The organism is Flavobacterium sp. WC2409, assembly GCF_041200085.1.
Taxonomy (GTDB): Bacteria; Bacteroidota; Bacteroidia; order Flavobacteriales; family Flavobacteriaceae; genus Flavobacterium.
In genome coordinates this window covers 3456471-3473626 of record NZ_CP165625.1, presented here as the reverse complement: position 1 = coordinate 3473626, position 17156 = coordinate 3456471, and the positions used below count along the sequence as shown (strand labels likewise).

19 protein-coding genes are annotated in these 17156 nt (G+C 31.9%); 3 read left to right on the top strand and 16 right to left on the bottom strand.

Features of this window, described 5'->3' with window-relative positions:
- Positions 1-10: 10 nt before the first annotated feature.
- The 9 genes from atpH to AB3G34_RS14855 all read right to left on the bottom strand — a co-directional run bounded on the left by atpH (position 11) and on the right by AB3G34_RS14855 (position 8925).
- The gene (atpH, locus tag AB3G34_RS14895; RefSeq protein WP_367756365.1) at positions 11-544 is read right to left on the bottom strand and encodes an ATP synthase F1 subunit delta; all 534 of its coding nucleotides are present in this window, start codon (positions 542-544) and stop codon (positions 11-13) included.
- Positions 545-548: 4 nt separating this feature from the next.
- Positions 549-1049, bottom strand: coding sequence for a F0F1 ATP synthase subunit B (locus AB3G34_RS14890; protein WP_367756363.1), 501 nt, complete (start codon positions 1047-1049; stop codon positions 549-551).
- Positions 1050-1166: 117 nt separating this feature from the next.
- Entirely contained in the window at positions 1167-1358 is a 192-nt protein-coding gene (atpE, locus tag AB3G34_RS14885) for an ATP synthase F0 subunit C (RefSeq protein ID WP_077374818.1), read from the bottom strand.
- 103 nt (positions 1359-1461) lie between these two features.
- Positions 1462-2622 carry a F0F1 ATP synthase subunit A gene (gene atpB / locus AB3G34_RS14880; protein WP_367772897.1) on the bottom strand — a complete coding sequence of 387 codons (1161 nt, stop codon included), beginning with the start codon at positions 2620-2622 and terminating at the stop codon, positions 1462-1464.
- Positions 2623-3246: 624 nt separating this feature from the next.
- The gene (locus AB3G34_RS14875; RefSeq protein WP_367756359.1) at positions 3247-3474 is read right to left on the bottom strand and encodes an AtpZ/AtpI family protein; all 228 of its coding nucleotides are present in this window, start codon (positions 3472-3474) and stop codon (positions 3247-3249) included.
- Positions 3443-3850: a polymer-forming cytoskeletal protein gene (locus AB3G34_RS14870; RefSeq protein WP_367756357.1), complete on the bottom strand. Its 408-nt coding sequence runs from the start codon at positions 3848-3850 to the stop codon at positions 3443-3445. The genes AB3G34_RS14875 and AB3G34_RS14870 overlap by 32 nt, the downstream gene beginning before the upstream one ends.
- A gap of 5 nt (positions 3851-3855) precedes the next feature.
- A complete protein-coding gene (locus tag AB3G34_RS14865; protein ID WP_369752904.1) occupies positions 3856-6477 on the bottom strand; it encodes a tetratricopeptide repeat protein in 2622 nt (873 codons plus the stop codon).
- Between the two features lie 228 nt (positions 6478-6705).
- A complete protein-coding gene (locus AB3G34_RS14860; RefSeq protein ID WP_367772893.1) occupies positions 6706-7401 on the bottom strand; it encodes an ABC transporter ATP-binding protein in 696 nt (231 codons plus the stop codon).
- A 39-nt stretch (positions 7402-7440) separates the two neighbouring features.
- Positions 7441-8925: a DUF5687 family protein gene (locus AB3G34_RS14855; protein ID WP_367772891.1), complete on the bottom strand. Its 1485-nt coding sequence runs from the start codon at positions 8923-8925 to the stop codon at positions 7441-7443.
- A 128-nt stretch (positions 8926-9053) separates the two neighbouring features.
- Here AB3G34_RS14855 and AB3G34_RS14850 point away from each other — a divergent pair, with 128 nt between their 5' ends.
- Positions 9054-10106, top strand: a complete 1053-nt coding sequence (locus AB3G34_RS14850) for a 2Fe-2S iron-sulfur cluster-binding protein (RefSeq protein ID WP_367772889.1) — start codon at positions 9054-9056, stop codon at positions 10104-10106.
- Between the two features lie 73 nt (positions 10107-10179).
- Here the strand turns inward: AB3G34_RS14850 and AB3G34_RS14845 are convergent, their stop codons facing one another.
- The 5 genes from AB3G34_RS14845 to AB3G34_RS14825 all read right to left on the bottom strand — a co-directional run bounded on the left by AB3G34_RS14845 (position 10180) and on the right by AB3G34_RS14825 (position 13704).
- Positions 10180-10752 carry a pentapeptide repeat-containing protein gene (locus AB3G34_RS14845; protein ID WP_367772888.1) on the bottom strand — a complete coding sequence of 191 codons (573 nt, stop codon included), beginning with the start codon at positions 10750-10752 and terminating at the stop codon, positions 10180-10182.
- Positions 10753-10788: 36 nt separating this feature from the next.
- Positions 10789-10992, bottom strand: a complete 204-nt coding sequence (locus tag AB3G34_RS14840) for a hypothetical protein (protein WP_367772885.1) — start codon at positions 10990-10992, stop codon at positions 10789-10791.
- A 71-nt stretch (positions 10993-11063) separates the two neighbouring features.
- Entirely contained in the window at positions 11064-12011 is a 948-nt protein-coding gene (locus AB3G34_RS14835; protein WP_367772884.1) for a helix-turn-helix domain-containing protein, read from the bottom strand.
- Between the two features lie 57 nt (positions 12012-12068).
- Positions 12069-13067, bottom strand: a complete 999-nt coding sequence (locus AB3G34_RS14830) for a glycosyltransferase family 9 protein (protein ID WP_367772882.1) — start codon at positions 13065-13067, stop codon at positions 12069-12071.
- Between the two features lie 31 nt (positions 13068-13098).
- Entirely contained in the window at positions 13099-13704 is a 606-nt protein-coding gene (locus AB3G34_RS14825; protein WP_369752903.1) for a DUF4254 domain-containing protein, read from the bottom strand.
- Positions 13705-13838: 134 nt separating this feature from the next.
- On the opposite strand from AB3G34_RS14825, the gene upp reads away from it, so the two are divergent.
- Positions 13839-14492, top strand: coding sequence for a uracil phosphoribosyltransferase (gene upp / locus AB3G34_RS14820; RefSeq protein WP_367772878.1), 654 nt, complete (start codon positions 13839-13841; stop codon positions 14490-14492).
- On the opposite strand, the gene AB3G34_RS14815 is transcribed toward upp, so the two are convergent.
- Positions 14487-15416 carry a DUF6427 family protein gene (locus tag AB3G34_RS14815; RefSeq protein WP_367756341.1) on the bottom strand — a complete coding sequence of 310 codons (930 nt, stop codon included), beginning with the start codon at positions 15414-15416 and terminating at the stop codon, positions 14487-14489. The genes upp and AB3G34_RS14815 overlap by 6 nt on opposite strands.
- Positions 15417-15549: 133 nt before the next feature.
- Here AB3G34_RS14815 and AB3G34_RS14810 point away from each other — a divergent pair, with 133 nt between their 5' ends.
- Positions 15550-15780 carry a uracil phosphoribosyltransferase gene (locus AB3G34_RS14810; protein ID WP_367756339.1) on the top strand — a complete coding sequence of 77 codons (231 nt, stop codon included), beginning with the start codon at positions 15550-15552 and terminating at the stop codon, positions 15778-15780.
- Between the two features lie 46 nt (positions 15781-15826).
- Here the strand turns inward: AB3G34_RS14810 and purD are convergent, their stop codons facing one another.
- Entirely contained in the window at positions 15827-17101 is a 1275-nt protein-coding gene (gene purD / locus AB3G34_RS14805; RefSeq protein WP_367772874.1) for a phosphoribosylamine--glycine ligase, read from the bottom strand.
- Positions 17102-17156: the final 55 nt, after the last annotated feature.

The window sequence follows — 17156 nt, the reverse complement described above, 5'->3', positions numbered from 1 at the left end:
TGCAATAAAACTAGTTACTTAATTCTCTTTTTAATACTTGTAATCTGTTAGCAACAGAAGCATTGTACTGCTTGTCACCTATTCTTAAAATAAACCCTCCAATAATTGAAGCATCTACTGTATTTTCAATTGTAATTTTTTTATCAGATAAAGAAGCAATTTTAGCTAAAACTTTAGCTTCTAATGCTGCATCCATAGGAATAGCTGTAGTCACCTTAGCCACTTCAACACCATTCATAATATCAAATAAAACATTGTATTCTACTGCTACTGCTTCTAGAATTTCAAATCTTTTGTTTTCAAACAACAAATGAAATAAACTTTTAGTTACACTATTAGTATTTGCAAAAACTTCCAATAAGGCATTTTCTTTAACCTCTACTCTTAAAGTTGGGTTTTGAATAAAAGTGCTCAATTCTACATTTCCATTTATAGTTGAAGCTATAGAATTCATATCATCACTAACTGCTTTTGCTACTCCTTTAGATTCTGCGATCTCTAGAATTGCTTTTGCATAACGAATTGCTGCTCTTGTACTTGCCATAATATTAGTTTAGCTTTACGTCACCTAACATTTTCTCTACTAATTTAGTTTGAGCTTCTTTGTTAGATAATTCGTCTTTCAATAATTTTTCTGCAATATTCAATGATAAAGTAGAAACTTGAAGTTTCAACTCAGCCATCGCTGCATTTTTTTCACTTTCAATTGCTGCTTTAGCTTGTTCGATCATTTTCAATCCTTGAACTTGCGCTTCATTTTTTGCATCAGCAACCATTTTCTCTTTCATTTCACGCGCATCTTTAAGCATGTTGTCACGCTCTAATCTTGCTTCTTGTAAAATACGTTGGTTGTCAGCTTGAAGGTTTTGCATTTCTTTTCTAGCATTTTCAGCAGAAAGTAAAGCATTTTTGATTCCTTCTTCTCTATCATTTACTGCATCAAGAATTGGTTTCCAAGCGAATTTTTTCAATAAGAATATTAATCCAACAAATATTAATACTTGCCAAACGAACAAACCTAACTCAAACTGATTTATTAACTTATCCATTATATATAATTATAAATTTTAAATTATCTTTTTTATTGCTCAAAGGCAATTTGTAATGTTTTAATTTAAAACAATAGTTACAACCAACCGTTGTAACTATTGTTTTTTTGATTTTAATTAAGCAGCGAATAACGCAGCGAAACCAATACCTTCAATAAGTGCAGCTGCAATAAGCATAGCTGTTTGGATTTTTCCAGAAGCTTCTGGTTGACGAGCAATAGCGTCCATTGCTGAACCACCAATTCTACCAATACCTAAACCTGCTCCGATTACAATTAATCCTGCTCCTACAATAGTTGGAATTTGCATAATATATATATTAAAAATTAAACATTCAATTTTTTTGTTTAATCGGTTATTTGTTTAATCGGTTAATCGATTTAAACAAATAAACAGCTAAACGGTTAACCCATTAATGATGAGCTTCCTCATGATGATGCTCTTCTACAGCTGAACCAAAGTACAATGCAGATAACATAGTGAAAATATAGGCTTGTAAAAAAGCTACTAATATCTCAAGAATAGAAAGTACAAATGACAATCCAAATGACAAACTACTTCCTAACCAACTTTTGAAAATAAACATTAAACCAATAATACTCATCAATACAATGTGTCCTGCAAAGATATTTGCATACAAACGTATCATCAATGAAAATGGCTTAATAAATACTCCTAACAACTCAATTGGAGCTAATACGATACGCATTACTTTAGGCACTCCTGGCATCCAGAAAATGTGTCCCCAGTAATTTTTATTAGCAGTAAGGTTTGTGATTAAGAATGTCATTATCGCTAATGCAAAAGTAATAGTTAAATTACCTGTTACATTAATTCCAAATGGCATCAAACCAAATATGTTTAAGAACAATACAAAGAAAAAGATAGTCAATAAATAACTCATGTATTTCTTATAGTGCTTTTCTCCAATATTAGGGATTGCAATTTCATCACGAATATACAATACGACTGGTTCAAATATTCTTCCAACTCCAGAAGCAATTCCTTTATTTTTAGCATATGATTTTGCCAAACCAGCAAAAATCAAAAACATGATTAATGAAGCAATCATTATAGACAAAACTGTTTTTGTAATTGAAAAGTCAATTGGACGAACATTAGCAGGGAAACCTGTTTCTTCGTTTTCAGTTATTTTACCATCAGCCGAATCTACTTTGTAAATCTTACCATCGTGGTGGTTGATTTTATAAAAGTTTCCGTTTGACTCCGCTACTGCTTCTCCATGTTCGAATTCAGAAGAAGAAAAAACGTGTAATCCATTATCCCAAAGAATAACTGGCAAAGAAAATCCGTAATGCTTCCCTTCTACTTCGTCAGAAAAGAAAGTGAAGTCGTGAGAATCTAACACGTGATGACCTATAAATGCTTTAATCTTAGATTTTACATCTGTTGGTTCAGCATGAGCTCCTTCATGTGTTTGTTCCGTTACTTCGTGAGTCATTTCGGTCTTAACTTTTACTGAATCCACTTCTGGATTTGCAAAACTCATTAAAGGAAGACACGCTACTAAAGTTGCTATTATAAATCTAAGTGGTTTGTTTGAAATCACCATAACTGTTAAATATCTTAATTTTTTACGTTTCTAAAATTTGGTGCAAAGGTACATTTTTTATTAATATTCAAAAGAATATAAAAATTTATTTTTTCTAATTATGTCCTCTTTATATCCAATTACTGTTTTTCGTTTAATATTCGTATCGTTAAAAGGGTCTCTATTGCTAAAAAGAGAACAAATGTCATAAAAAAATTAATTTTCTCTATTGTGTTGTCGTAAATTTTTATCTGCAAGATAGGTTTTAAAATTAGATAACAAAAAATCATTTTTACACTTGTACTCAAAAGAAATGACATTCCTACATTATCAAAACTTCGTTCTTTTACTTTTATTAAAATAATAAAAACAATAAACGATAAGCTGTAATAAAATAAATACAGAAATTCTATTGAATATAGAAAGGCATTATCATTAATATTTAGATAACTAAAAATAAGCTTATGAAGCAAATAACCTATTCCCGCCAAGATTGTTAAAAACAATAAAGGCTTGTAACTTTTAAAATTCATTGGATTTCATTTGTGCCCCGAAGACAGTAAGTAGCAAAGTTATTTTAAATTAAATTTATCACAAATAACCTATGTTAAATATTAATTACTATTATCTATTCTTTGAAATCAATTATTGCGACTTATTAATCTCATTCACTTGCCTGATTACATTGTATAATGCCAAAACAACTCCTACCATCACTAAGATTTTATTGTAATACACTTTTGGGCTGGGGTAGTTTTCGTCAAGCCAATTTCCCGAATAAGCAAAAAGGAAAATAATAACTCCCATTTGAATGGGAATATTAATAAGTGCTAACCACTTACTAGCTTGTTTTTTGTTGGGTTTCTTGTCCATCAGTAATCATCAATTTTTCTACATCAGATTTCATTATACAAGAAGCACTGAAATCAGCTCCAGGTTCCACAGATAACTTACCTACAGTAACTTCGCCATGAATACTTGCTTTTAACTTAACATTGAGCACCTCAGTAACTTGAATGTTTCCATTAACTTTTCCTTCTATATCGGCATTGTTACAACTGATATCACCCACAACACTGCCTGTTGGCCCAATAACTAATTTTCCAGTAGAATGAAAATTCCCGGTCAACTCACCATCTAAACGAAAATCGGCCTGTGAAATAATATCGCCTTTAATAATTGTTCCTTCAACAATTCTATTCGTTTTTCCTAAAAGTTCAGTATAAGGCTTTGGTTTCTTATTAAACATATTCTTTATTTTTTTGCAACTAAATAGTCATTAAGATTTTTCTTAATTTGAATCACTTTATAATTTTCATTAGAAATTAGTATTGCCGGATCTACTATTTTATATTCTTTGTTTTCTTTTAATTGATCAATCACGTTTTGCCCTTCGGTTTGACTATACATACCATGAATCACTATAAAACTTTCATTTTCCGTATAGACATCATACGAATAGGTAAGTCTTGGATTTAAATTGGCAATGAATTTTTTTATTTTTTCTTCTATGCTTTTTGTATTTTCGGCTTCCCTAGAAGCAACTTTATACACTATTTTCCAGTTCTTAGTTTCTACTGTTCCAAAATCAATTTTTTCTAAAAGCGGAATTTGATTCGTTAAAACATCCTGCGCTTTTTTTCCTTCTTCAGTATTCGAATAGGTATCTGCTACATATTGTAATGCATTTTTATAGGCAAGTAAGCCTCTTAGTTTCCCTATTGTATTGGCTCTTAATAATTCTAATTTAGGAAGAATTTCATCACCTGGAAATTGAGTAATAGCGATGTTTACCTGTTCTAAAACAGTTGTAAATTGTTCCTGTCCATATAAGGAATATATTTTTTTATACACAGCATCAGGACTTCCTTCTTGTGAAGTCTCCTCTTGATTTGTATTATTAATTATTTGTGCATAACGAGAATTAGGAAACTGCCCATTTATCTTGCTTTTCATCGATTCCGCCTTGCCGCTATTCGTGATTTGGTAAATTTTATATAAATTATACATCGTTGGGAGAATGAGTTTCTCCTCAGGATTATTTTGTAATAATTGCTCTAGCCTGTTGGTGGCTAGTTCGTACTCTTTAAATTTTTCTTTATAAATAACTCCAAGTTGATAATAAGCAGTATTGCGTTCCTTAGCAATGCTATCAATTGCTATTTGTGCAGTAGGCAATTGTTTTAAATAAAAATCGGTTGTGTATTGTGGAATTATTTTATCAGCTTCTGTTTCTTTTTTATCAGCTACTGAAACACCAGAGTTCAAAGTGTCATTAGAAATTGTATTTGCTACAGCTTCTGACAACCTCCAATTTCCTTTTGAACTTCTTTCTCCCCATAGTTTTTTAAACTCTACTTTTCCAAATGAAACAGTTGAAGGGTTATAAAAGTAAAATACACTTGTAGCTGCAGTACTAGAGGCCATAGTAGGTGGTGCAAGAGAAGATTTTCGTGTTGGCGCTCCTGGGTTTTGAGTAGAAATTGCATTGTTAACTGGTCCCGCTGAACTGTTTCTTGCAATATTTTCTTGTTTTTCTTTTTCTTTTTCTTCTAAAAGTCTTTTGACATCATCAGCTGCTTTTAACTTAACAATATAATTCTCGAAGTAGGTTATTCTATCTGGTCCAGACAAAGAAACAACATGAAGGATACTATCGTTTTGCATGGCAATGGCTTCATATAAAATGACATCATCTAAATCTTTTCTAATTTTACTGATATGGATAAACTCTCTAGTTTTAGGTTGCATTTTTACTAAAGTACTATCATAATATTTTGCTGCAGTAGCATATTCCGCACTTTTAAAATGCACATTTCCAATATTTCTATAATTTGAAGCAATTAAATATTGATCTGTTTTAGCATTTTTTAGAGAACGGTTATAAAATTGCAAGGCTTGTTTTTTATTGTTGTTTTTATCATAAAAAACCCCTTTTTGATAGTATAAGACATCCAGAAAAGGTCGGTTTTCTCGATCAGCAATTAATTTATTATAGGTTTTTAAAAAAGCAGTAGAGTCTCCCTTTTCATAATCGAATAACTGCGCTTTTCTAGCATGTGCTTGAATGACATATTTCCTTTCGGATTTTCTATTCATTTTTATAACTGACTCATAACTGTAAATAGCACTGTCTTTTTTCCCCAATTCTTCGTATAACTGACCTAGAATAAAACGATATCTCGCTCTTTCATTATTGTTTTTGGTATAATCTACAGCCAATTTTAGTTTAGCAACAGCACTGTCTCTTTCTTCAAGATTTAGAAATGCTTCGGATAGCAATGCATTTGCATCGGCCAGAACTTGCTTTTTAAGTTTTTGTTCTTTCAGCAGTTTGGTCATGTTTTTTACAACAACGGCGTCATTACCTAAACGCATGTTGGTTTTTTCACGCCATATTTTAGCTTCGTAAATTCTACTACTTGTTGGGTATTTGTATAAAATATAATTGAAAGCGTCTAAGGCTGGGATAAACCTTTGATCGTAATACCTTGATTTTCCAAGTAATAAATAGGCTTCGTCCACTTGGTAATTTCTTTCTCTTCCATCAATATTCATGGAATGTTTTTGAATTGCTTTGGTAGCTTTGGTCTCCGCCAATTCAAAATCTGCATTTTTAGTTTTTTCAGTGCTTGTAGGATCATCGCCTATTTGCATTCTTTCGATTGGCAAACGCTTCCAAAAATCATCTGTACTTTTAGATTTAATCCCTTCAACTCCTTTATCTAAACCTATTTGCCCATTGTATAAAATATTGTATTTCGTGCTCAAAGCGTGGGAATTTCTAGACAAAAAACTATCCTTTTTGGTAGAACAAGCTACCAAAAAAACCAAAAATCCTACAGGAATTGAATATTTAAATATATTAGTTTTCAATGGCAAACGTTTTTATCATTAAACTTTTAAAAAAGCTTTTTAGTATAGTGACTGGTAAAAATACGTTTCTTTTTGAGAAAGTGAAAATTATATGTAGTTATTTGAGCGATGCTGCATGAGGGATGTAGTGGAAATCCTTTTTTATTTTATTTTTTTAAAATAAAAAAGATTGAGAATGAAAGCCCGACCACGCTTTTTTTGGCGTGGTCATGCCCTGAAAAATATATTTTAAACGGCAAAAAACGCTTCTAATTCTTGAAGTGTCTCTCCAGATGTTTGAATATCTTTAACAATTTCTCCTTTATTTAAAGCAACAATTCTATCACAAACCTCAACGGTATGTTGCAAATCGTGACTAGAAACTAAAATGGTTGTCTCTGGATCTTGAGCCAGTTCTTTTATCACTTTTTTTAATCTGTTTACCGTTGTCGGATCTAAATTTGCGAAAGGCTCGTCTAGAATTACTACTTTGGGATTTCCAATAAGAGTGGCTATAATCCCTACTTTTTTCTGATTCCCTTTGGACAAATCGCGTAAATACTTTTTATTATTTAGAATTTCTCCATTAAAAAACTCCTCATATTTGGTTAACAACGCATCAATGTCGGCTTTATTTTGTCCGCGCAAATCACCTATAAAGTAAAAATATTCTTCGGGAGTTAGATACCCAATCAAGAAACTTTCGTCAATAAATGCAGCCGTAAAAGGCTTCCAAGATTCGCTAGTATTAACCTGAATTTCATTGTTAACAATTGTACCCGTTGTAGGTCTAATTAAATCGAGTAGTAAACTAAAAAAAGTCGTTTTACCAGCTCCATTATTCCCTACTAAACCTAAACTTTGTCCTTTGGGAATTTCAAGAATGTCAATTTTTAAAACTGTAGTTCCGTTATATTTTTTTGAAATATTATTTACTTGTATCATCTTTTTCTTATTTGTTATTCCAGTCCACAGTTAGCAATACTAATTTTCTTGTTGTTTGAATCCGCTAATGGTTTCGTATTTTCTCTTGGTGTACCCATCGGCAATTTTACTTAAAATAAAACTTCTAAAAACCAACCCAATAATCCCTAATGTCGCAATAGCAACTGTTGCACTTTCTACATTGACTAATTTATAAAAAGCAAAGAAAATCAATGCAGGAAACAACATTAATGGCAGGCCAACAATCCATTGCGTTGCTCCAGTTCCCTGGTAATTCATGAAAGGACTTTTCTCGAGATCAATTCTTTTTTTATTATAGGATCCTGCAAATAATAAAATGGGGATGTTTACCCCTAAATTATAAACAGCACAAGACAGATTTATTGCTAATACATTCCAACCAAAATAAAGATAGGGCGTACTTAAAACTGCTAATACAATCACAGAAACCGACATTAATCCCGCTTTTGAAGCTAAATATTGTTTCATAGGAATGTTTTGTGACATCATCATTCCGTAATAATTACTATCCCATGACGGCACAAATTGCCCAAAATTAAGCATAAAAACACCTGTCATTAAAACTCCTACCACAACAAAAAACGCTGGTGTATCTTTGTAATGTGGATTGGTATAAATCAACATGCCATAAGCCAGAAAGATTAACGAGATCCAAATCACCGTTTTAGGCCTTTTATTTCTCCAAATCATTTTTAAATCCAATGCTAAGAATGGCGCTATATCACCAAAACGTTTCGTCCAAGTTAAATCAGACGTTTTTGCTTCTTCTACTTTGGACTGTAAAGAGCTGTCCAGATAAAAATTAGTTTTTAAGTAGTTGAAATTTAGAAAATACAATCCTACTAAAATCAGTATTGGAACAAGCACGAATAGTGGCTGCACTACTAATCCATTTAAAAGAATCCCCGATACAGTACTGATTTTAAAAGCACCATAATAATCTAGACCAAAGAACACAAGCCCTATTGCCACAAATGGAAGAAAGGCGATGATGTTTTCAGCGAATTTCTTTTTGATTAAAAAATTAGAATAATTAACCACTAAAGCCAAAACATACATTGAAACCATCCATACAATCATATTTAGTGCATTGTAATTCCCCTTGGTAATATTGTACACTCCAAAAGGGATAATGACTAACAATGGAAAAATGTTATAAATTGAAGTCAAACTTTTAAGTAATACGAAATGAATCACCGATTGTTTTTTAATTGGCAAAACAAGTAACGGCTTGATGTTCATTACAGGTAAACTTTGCATAAAAAAGCGAAGTACCAATTCAAAAAACAACCAAAAAACAACAAAACTATTAACTATGACTAATGGTTTTTGGTCAGGGAAACTTTTCTCTAGAATAGGATACAATGCAATTCCCAAAACAAGAAAAACAAGTAGAAAATAGACAACCAAAAACCCCATTAAAATTTTCAATCCAATACTTTTTCCAACACTTGCCGATCGAAAAAAGGCTTTCAATTCTAAATTTATAAAATGCTTGAACATGTCGTTTTTATATTTCGTTTAATAGTAAGTAGATAAAAATAATGAAAAGTTACCGTCTTACTAAAATAATCCTCAATTAATATCTTCCATTTATTTACCGTTTCCTATTTTTGTAAAAAAATTATCCTATGCCATCCTTTTTAAAATTAATTATAAAAGAAGTAAAACGCGAAACCGCTGCTGCCGTTTCGATACTTTTTAATGTTCCCGAAGAATTAAAACCAAACTATAAATTTGTTGCTGGACAATATGTTAACTTGAAACTAACATTAGACGGCCAAGAAATTCGTCGTGCCTATTCTATATGTTCATCCCCTGAAAGTGGTGATTTACGAATTGCAGTGAAAGCAGTTAAAAACGGTGCTTTTTCTCAATTTGCCAACACAAAACTAAAAGCGGGAGATGTACTTGAAGTAGGAAAACCAGAAGGAAAATTCACATTTGAACCCCAAGCAGATCGTCAAAAAAACTATGTGGCTTTCGTGTCGGGAAGTGGAATTACACCTGCACTATCAATTTTAAAGTCGGTATTAAAGAGCGAACCTAAAAGTTCATTTGTTTTGGTTTATGGGAATAAATCACCTGAAGAAACGATCTTTCATCAGGAATTGCATGACCTCCATTTACAATATGTGAGTCGCTTATTTGTACATTATGTATACAGTCAAGCCAAAGCTGATCATGCCTTGTTTGGTCGTATAGACAAATCAGTAGTCAATTTTGTTTTAAACAATAAACACAAGGAACTGGAATTTGACAAGTTTTATTTGTGTGGGCCAGAAGCAATGATTGAAACCGTTTCAAATGTCTTAAAAGAGAAAAATGTAAAAGAATCAGCCATAAAATATGAGCTTTTCACTACTTCTACCCATGAAAATGTAATTACAGAATCATTAGAAGGACATTCAAAAATTACTGTAATGGTAGATGATGAAGAAACTACTTTTGAAATGTCGCAAAAACAAACCATACTTGAGGCTTCCTTAAAACAAGGGATTGATGCTCCTTATTCTTGCCAAGGCGGTATTTGTAGCAGCTGTTTGGCACGAGTTACTGTAGGAACTGCTGAAATGACAAAAAACTCCATTTTAACAGATAAAGAAATTGCAAGTGGATTGATATTGACATGTCAAGCTCATCCTACTTCAGAAAATATTTATATCGATTTTGATGATGTTTAGAAACTCGTTTTTATCTCCATTTAATAAAAAAAGTTTGCGTAAAGCAAACTTTTTTTATTAATAGTAGAACTAATTATTCAAGATCAAGATCGAATTTATCTAATAAACCCGCAAGCTGAGATTTTGAAAATTTTGCTCTCTTCATTTTATTTTCTCCTGGGTCAAAAGAATAATTTTTAGCAGTACGAAAATCTGCTTTTTCAAGATTTGTCCCTGCAAAAATAGCGCCCGAGAGGTCACCGTTTTTAAACAAAGCCATCGTTAAATCGGCATTTGAAAAATCTACATTTTGTAAGGAACAATCCATAAAATTTGTCTTTTTCATTTTCTTTTGAAAAAAAGTAGAATAGTCCAGAATACAACCTTCAAAGCTCATTGAAAACAAGAAGTTATTACAAATTGTAAAATCCAAACCCATTAATTTACATCCAATAAATTTAATGCTTTTTAACCCAGTGTTATTAAGTATTGCTAAGGAGAAATTACAGTTTTGAAAACTACACTCCATAAAATCATTATGACTTAAATCACTTTTTGAAAAGTTACAGTTTATAAATTCACACTTAAAATATTCACTATTCGTTATTTTTTGTTCTGAATAATCAATATTTTCAAATGTTTTGTTTTGGTGAAGTAAGAGATCCATAATAGTACGTTGTTGCAGATTTTTGTTCAAATGTGATTAACCTTCTAATTCTATACAGTCAAAAATGCCATTATTTAATATCGATTCCAAAAATTCGGTTTTGCAATCAATTCTTAAAATATTATCGCAATCTTCAAGGTCAAAATTCCAGATAGTATTTGGTAAAAGCCTATTAAGCATAACCGTTGCCTCTTCAAATTTTAATTTTGTGTCTACTGATGTTTTAAAAATATAAATCATTATTTGGCTTATTTTAGGCCTGCAAATTTCAATAATTACCCGATAGGATAGTAGGATTCCATAATCAATAATTAGGACTTATCAATCCTTTTACGAAACTGAATTGGAGATATACCTTCGTTTTTTTTGAAAATTCTACTAAAATAAGACTGATCATAATGACCAACCCGCATGGCAATTTCACTGATACTCAGATTAGTTTGGTATAACAAATATTTGGCTTCTAATAAAATGGTCTCTTCAATCCATTTTGTAGGCGACTTATCTGTTACCGATTTTATTGATTTGTTTAGATGATTTGGAGACACATTAAGTATTGAAGCATAATAATCAACCTGATGCTGTTGATTAATATTAGCATAAATGAGTTCTTTAAATTTAGATGTTAGCACGGTAGCAGCTGTCCCTTTTTTAGCTGCTTTTAAAGCATTTTTATTAATCTCACAAAGTAAAGCAATCAAATATGGCTGTAAAATATCCAAATTTGTGATACCTGATTCTGTATATTCAATCTGTAACCGATGTAATAACTGTAGGATAAACTGAGATTCCTTATCTGGAAAACAAGGTTTTGGATTTCCCCCTATTTTTAAAAAATTAAAATCATTTATCATTTCTAAATTCCCATATTTTCCAATTAGAATATCAGGGTGAAACTGACAAATAAACCCCTTTAAGTCAATGGGTATCGATTCTATTGAAAAAATTTGACCTGCTGGAACTACTATAATCTCATTAGATTGGGTAGTATATTCCTCGAACCCAATCTTTATTTTGTGGGTTCCCGAAATAATAAATAGTAAAGTGTGAGAAATGTGTTTGGATGGTGGTACAGGAAATTTGAGTTGATTAATTTCTTCTAATTTTAAGCAAAAGAATTGTTCTGATTTTGACTTAAAAAGAAAGTCTTTGGCAATATCATTCTCAAGAAACCTATCTCGAAAACCCTGTTGACTATATGTTTTTACTCTTTCAGTTATTTTCACTTGCAATTTTCTTGTTGAGTATTTGTTATTCATCACTTAGATTTTCAACTAACAGTTGTCTTTCAAACCAACAGAATATACAAAGTCTATTTACTGAACACTAAGTACTATTTTGTCTACAGGAATCGTTCGCATGGCTTCTTCATAGCCTTCTACTTTTTTATTTCCATAAACGGAAGTAGGCAACAAAGGATATTTTTCTCTATCCGAAATCAAACTGTTTTCTATTGGCTGATTAAAAGGCATAAATCCAGCATACGGATGTGTGGCACCCCAAAGTGTAATGACTTTCACCCCCAACATAGCTGCAATATGTGCATTACCCGAATCCATAGAAAGCATCACATGAAGATTACTGATCAATTGTAATTCCTGTTGAAATTTAATTTTACCAGCCATATTAATCACATTTCTGTACGGTGCCGCAATAGCATCTAAAATCTCCATTTCTTTTTTTCCTCCACCAAAAAGCAAGATTTTGTGTCGCGGATTTTTAGCCAATTGAGCAATTACTTCTTGCATTAAATCCAAAGGATACACTTTAGAATCATATTGCGCAAAAGGAGCAATTCCAATTAACTTTTGGTTTTCAGTTCCAATTATGTTGGTTAGTTCCTCGTTTAAAACTGCTTTTGCAGGAAACATGGGATGAGACAAATCAATTGAAAAACCCAGTTTAGCAAATACGGCAACATGCCTTTCAAACATTGAAGCAAGTGGTTTAAAAACCTTATTTTCAAGACTGGTCAATCCTTTCTTTTCTGCTCTTCCTTTATCTACCGCCGCCACTTTTTTTCCGCTTAAAGCAAAAAGCGTACGGACTACTTGAGCTCGTAAAACATTATGTAAATCAGCAAAAGCATCGATTTCCAACCGTTTTAAATCTTGGAACAAACGCAACAATCCAATAAACCCTTTGTGTTTTTCTTTTTCATCGAAAGCAAAAAAGGAAACAGTGGGAATCGTATCAAAAAAAGGTTTGAAAAAGGGTCTGGAAACCACCGTGATTTTTATATCTGGATACTGATTTACAAAAGCGCGTAAAACAGGAACCGTCATGGCGACATCTCCCATTGCGGAAAGTCTCATGACGGCGATATGCTTTATATTAGTTGACAATTTACTTTTTTCCTTGGTACAAAACTGGATTCAACTCATCATCATTGTACATTTTCATTTGTTTGTACACTTTCATGAATTTATCACCATTTTCAATATCAGTCAATAAATCATCAATTGCTGTAGACAAATCAGTTCTTTGTTCTAATAAGATATTTAATTTTGCTTGACATTTATCTCTATGTTCTTGGGAAGCTTCTTCACGAGTAGCTTCCTCATTCATGTGATAAATTTTCAAAGCTAAAATCGAAAGTCTGTCAAATGCCCAAGCAGGACTTTCAGAATTGATTTTGGCATCTTCTTTTACTTTAACATCGCTGTATTTTTGTAAAAAATAACCATCGATATACTCCACCATATCTGTACGTTCCTGGTTTGAAGCATCAATTCTTCTTTTCAAAGTTAAAGCTGCAACTGGATCAATATTAGGATCACGAATGATATCTTCAAAATGCCATTGCACGGTATCTATCCAGTTTTTTACATATAATAAATGTTCGAATTTATCTTTTGGAAAAGGATTATTTATCGGTTGGTCCACGTTATCAAATTGATGATAATCGTTAATACTTTGTTCGAATACGGAATAAGCTAATTTTGAAAACATATTTATATATTTTAATGAGACAAAGATACTTTTTATACTTTTATAAAAAAATTACAATTCATAAATCTGTTTTAGGATAACTATTTGCAGTAAAAACTGTCTTTTATCACCCAAATAAATAATAAAATTATACCATGCAAATTCACCATTTATCAGAAAAAAATAGTGTCCTCAATCATTTTTTAGGTCAAATTAGAGATGTAACTATCCATAAAGACAGTATGCGTTTTAGAAGAAACATTGAGCGCATCGGTGAAATCATGGCTTATGAAATGAGTAAAGAATTCCATTATAAAACAGTTGAAATAAAAACACCTCTTGGGGTTAAAAAAACAACAGCCATAAAAGATCAATTGGTTTTGTGTTCCATTTTACGCGCCGGTTTGCCGTTACATATTGGTTTTTTGAATTATTTTGATGAAGCCGAAAATGGTTTTATTTCGGCCTACAGGCATCATCCTAATAATGATGACTATTTTGATATTGTAGTGGAATACCAAGCCATCGCTGACTTTAATGACAAATACTTACTCCTTATTGATCCTATGCTTGCTACAGGGCAATCCATCGTTGCTGTTTATAATAAGTTAATAGAAAAAGGAACGGCTGCAGCTATTCATATCGCCGTTGTAATTGCCGCACCTGAAGGAATTGCTTATCTAGAAAAACATTTATCAGATAATTGCCATTTGTGGGTTGCTTCGATAGATGAAAAACTAAATGAACACGATTATATTGTTCCGGGACTTGGTGATGCTGGTGACTTAGCGTATGGAACCAAATTATAACTGGGAGAAAAAAGCAAAAAAGCTACAAGCGATCAGTACAAATAACACCATTTCTTTTTTTAATTTTACTTGAGGAATCTCGATATGACTTGTCGCCATTATAGCCAAAGGCGCAATCGTAAAAATTAGTATATCATTGCTTTTATTCGAAGAAACCAAATAAATTAATACCCCAATAAAAAAGGAAGCTATTATTTTTTTAAAAGATGCATGCAGTACTAAAGGCCTATTCGACAATGTTGCAAACATGGATATAACAAAGAATAAAACTACTGTTGCATAGATTGACAAGGCGGCATTTTGATAATTATTAGTAAAATAGTTAATTTCAAAATTGGTCATTACACTGCTATTAATGTATCCTTGAGCATCAATATTAAATACAATTGAAAAAAGAACAAAAATAATTCCCGCAGTAAAAAAAGCGATAAATGGTAAAATCCAATTTCTGTAATCTCTTGCTACGTGAAAAATTATAGAAATAAATACTAGTGCAATATAAAGAATACTCCAAAAATGAAACAAAGACGCTAAAAAAATCCATAAGGAGGCATCAAATATTTTTTCTTTTGATGCTTTTAAGGACTGAAGCGAAATTAATCTACGCAGTGCTAAAAGGATAAAGAAATTAGAAAAAACCAAATTGATATTGTCCAAAACAGAAGGAAAAAAAAGCAAGAATAGAAAGTAGAATAAAATCGTGTAGCTGCTGTCTTTACTCAGTCCGTTGCGCTTTGAAATAAAGTTGGTCATAAAAATAGACGCCAATAAAACGGTAATTATCCCTATTTTTTCAAAAATTAAAATAGTCGAATTCGTCCAACTAAAATCTTGAAATTGATAGATTGAAAAGAAAACGAGTATTAAAAATACTACTAAGGTGAAATTTAATGGTGTAGATTTTTTAAAAACACTTGTTATCATAAGGATATTTTATACTTTTGTGACTGTAAATATAATACTTGTTTAAAAAGGAAACCCTCAAGTTGAAAAAGATTCTTTAAAAAGAGTTCTTTAATCTTGAGAAATTAAAAACAACAACATAACTTTATTCGATATGAAAGCATTTTTTGAAGGAATTCAATACTTATTTGTAAATATTTTATTTGCTCCTCATGATTTCTTACGTTCATTAGAACTTAGAACTTGGTTTGGTGCAAATACTATCAACTGGATTTTCATGGCTATCTGCGCAGCAGCAATGGTATACTGGATCAAACAATTGAGCATTTTTGATGCAAACGGAGAAGAAAATCAAGATACTACGGCACATTCTTTCTTAAAATAAAATCTCCCTAATCCTATTTACTTAGGATTAAGGAAGATTTCTTTATTTATAAAAGATCGTTACCAATATCTTTTCTAAAATTCATCTTATCAAAGCTTAGTTTACCTATGTTTTGATAAGATTTTTTTATAGCCTCTTGAAAATCATCTCCATATGAGGTAACTGTCAACACTCTACCGCCATTAGTAACTACTTCATTGTTCACTAATTTTGTTCCTGCATGAAAAACAATAGAATCAGTGATGTTCTCTAGTCCCGAAATTACTTTTCCTTTTTCAAATTCTTCAGGATAACCACCCGATACCAGCATCACAGTAGTGGCGCTTCTTTCATCAATATCCAAAGTGATTTCGTCTAGTTTTTCATTGGCTACAGCCAAAAACAATTCTACTAAATCCGTTTTTAATCTTGGAACAACAACCTCAGTTTCTGGATCACCCATTCTCACATTGTATTCAATAACAATAGGTTCATTTTTCACATTGATTAACCCAATAAAAACAAATCCTTTGTATTCAATACCATCTTTTTGGAAACCTTCAATTGTTGGTTTAACGATGCGCGTTTCGATTTTTTCCATCAAAACAGCATCAACATAAGGAACTGGAGAAACTGCTCCCATTCCGCCTGTATTTAATCCTGTGTCGCCTTCGCCAATGCGTTTGTAATCCTTGGCTGTAGGTAGAATTTTATAACTTTTACCATCTGTAAGTACAAAACAGCTTAGTTCGATACCGTCAAGAAATTCTTCGATAACTACTTTTGAACTTGCGTCACCAAATTTTTGACCCACAAGCATATTGCGTAATTCTTCTTTGGCTTCTGCCAAATCATGAATAATCAAAACGCCTTTTCCTGCTGCTAGACCATCCGCTTTTAAAACGAAAGGCGGTTGTAAGGTTTCAAGAAAGTCACATCCTTTTTCTACAGTCTCAGCTGTAAAACTATCATAAGCAGCGGTTGGGATATTGTGTTTTACCAAAAATTCTTTGGCAAACTCTTTACTTCCTTCTAATTGAGCACCAATTTTTGATGGCCCAATAACTGGAATATGGTTTATTTGATCATCGTTTTTAAAAAAATCAAAGATTCCTTTTACCAAAGGATCTTCTGGTCCTACAACTACCAAGCTTACATTATTACTTAATACAAATGCTTTCATCGCATCAAAATCAGTAGGACTCATGTTCACATTCGTCGCAATCGATGCGGTTCCTGCATTTCCTGGTGCAACAAAAAGAGTATCGCAAAGTGGGCTTTGAATCATTTTCCATGCAAAAGCATGCTCTCTTCCTCCTGAACCCAATAGTAAAATATTCATGTGTGTGTTTTTTAGTTGTGGTGCAAAAATAATTGCTTTTGGACGTAAAAAATAA

Excerpts from the sequence above, each read along its gene's own strand:
- atpH (WP_367756365.1), bottom strand. The coding sequence starts at position 544 with ATGGCAAGTACAAGAGCAGCAATTCGTTATGCAAAAGCAATTCTAGAG.
- AB3G34_RS14890 (WP_367756363.1), bottom strand. The coding sequence starts at position 1,049 with ATGGATAAGTTAATAAATCAGTTTGAGTTAGGTTTGTTCGTTTGGCAA.
- atpE (WP_077374818.1), bottom strand. The coding sequence starts at position 1,358 with ATGCAAATTCCAACTATTGTAGGAGCAGGATTAATTGTAATCGGAGCA.
- atpB (WP_367772897.1), bottom strand. The coding sequence starts at position 2,622 with ATGGTGATTTCAAACAAACCACTTAGATTTATAATAGCAACTTTAGTA.
- AB3G34_RS14875 (WP_367756359.1), bottom strand. The coding sequence starts at position 3,474 with ATGGACAAGAAACCCAACAAAAAACAAGCTAGTAAGTGGTTAGCACTT.
- AB3G34_RS14870 (WP_367756357.1), bottom strand. The coding sequence starts at position 3,850 with ATGTTTAATAAGAAACCAAAGCCTTATACTGAACTTTTAGGAAAAACG.
- AB3G34_RS14860 (WP_367772893.1), bottom strand. The coding sequence starts at position 7,401 with ATGATACAAGTAAATAATATTTCAAAAAAATATAACGGAACTACAGTT.
- AB3G34_RS14855 (WP_367772891.1), bottom strand. The coding sequence starts at position 8,925 with ATGTTCAAGCATTTTATAAATTTAGAATTGAAAGCCTTTTTTCGATCG.
- AB3G34_RS14850 (WP_367772889.1), top strand. The coding sequence starts at position 9,054 with ATGCCATCCTTTTTAAAATTAATTATAAAAGAAGTAAAACGCGAAACC.
- AB3G34_RS14845 (WP_367772888.1), bottom strand. The coding sequence starts at position 10,752 with ATGGATCTCTTACTTCACCAAAACAAAACATTTGAAAATATTGATTAT.
- AB3G34_RS14840 (WP_367772885.1), bottom strand. The coding sequence starts at position 10,992 with ATGATTTATATTTTTAAAACATCAGTAGACACAAAATTAAAATTTGAA.
- AB3G34_RS14835 (WP_367772884.1), bottom strand. The coding sequence starts at position 12,011 with ATGAATAACAAATACTCAACAAGAAAATTGCAAGTGAAAATAACTGAA.
- AB3G34_RS14830 (WP_367772882.1), bottom strand. The coding sequence starts at position 13,067 with ATGAGACTTTCCGCAATGGGAGATGTCGCCATGACGGTTCCTGTTTTA.
- AB3G34_RS14825 (WP_369752903.1), bottom strand. The coding sequence starts at position 13,704 with ATGTTTTCAAAATTAGCTTATTCCGTATTCGAACAAAGTATTAACGAT.
- upp (WP_367772878.1), top strand. The coding sequence starts at position 13,839 with ATGCAAATTCACCATTTATCAGAAAAAAATAGTGTCCTCAATCATTTT.
- AB3G34_RS14815 (WP_367756341.1), bottom strand. The coding sequence starts at position 15,416 with ATGATAACAAGTGTTTTTAAAAAATCTACACCATTAAATTTCACCTTA.
- AB3G34_RS14810 (WP_367756339.1), top strand. The coding sequence starts at position 15,550 with ATGAAAGCATTTTTTGAAGGAATTCAATACTTATTTGTAAATATTTTA.
- purD (WP_367772874.1), bottom strand. The coding sequence starts at position 17,101 with ATGAATATTTTACTATTGGGTTCAGGAGGAAGAGAGCATGCTTTTGCA.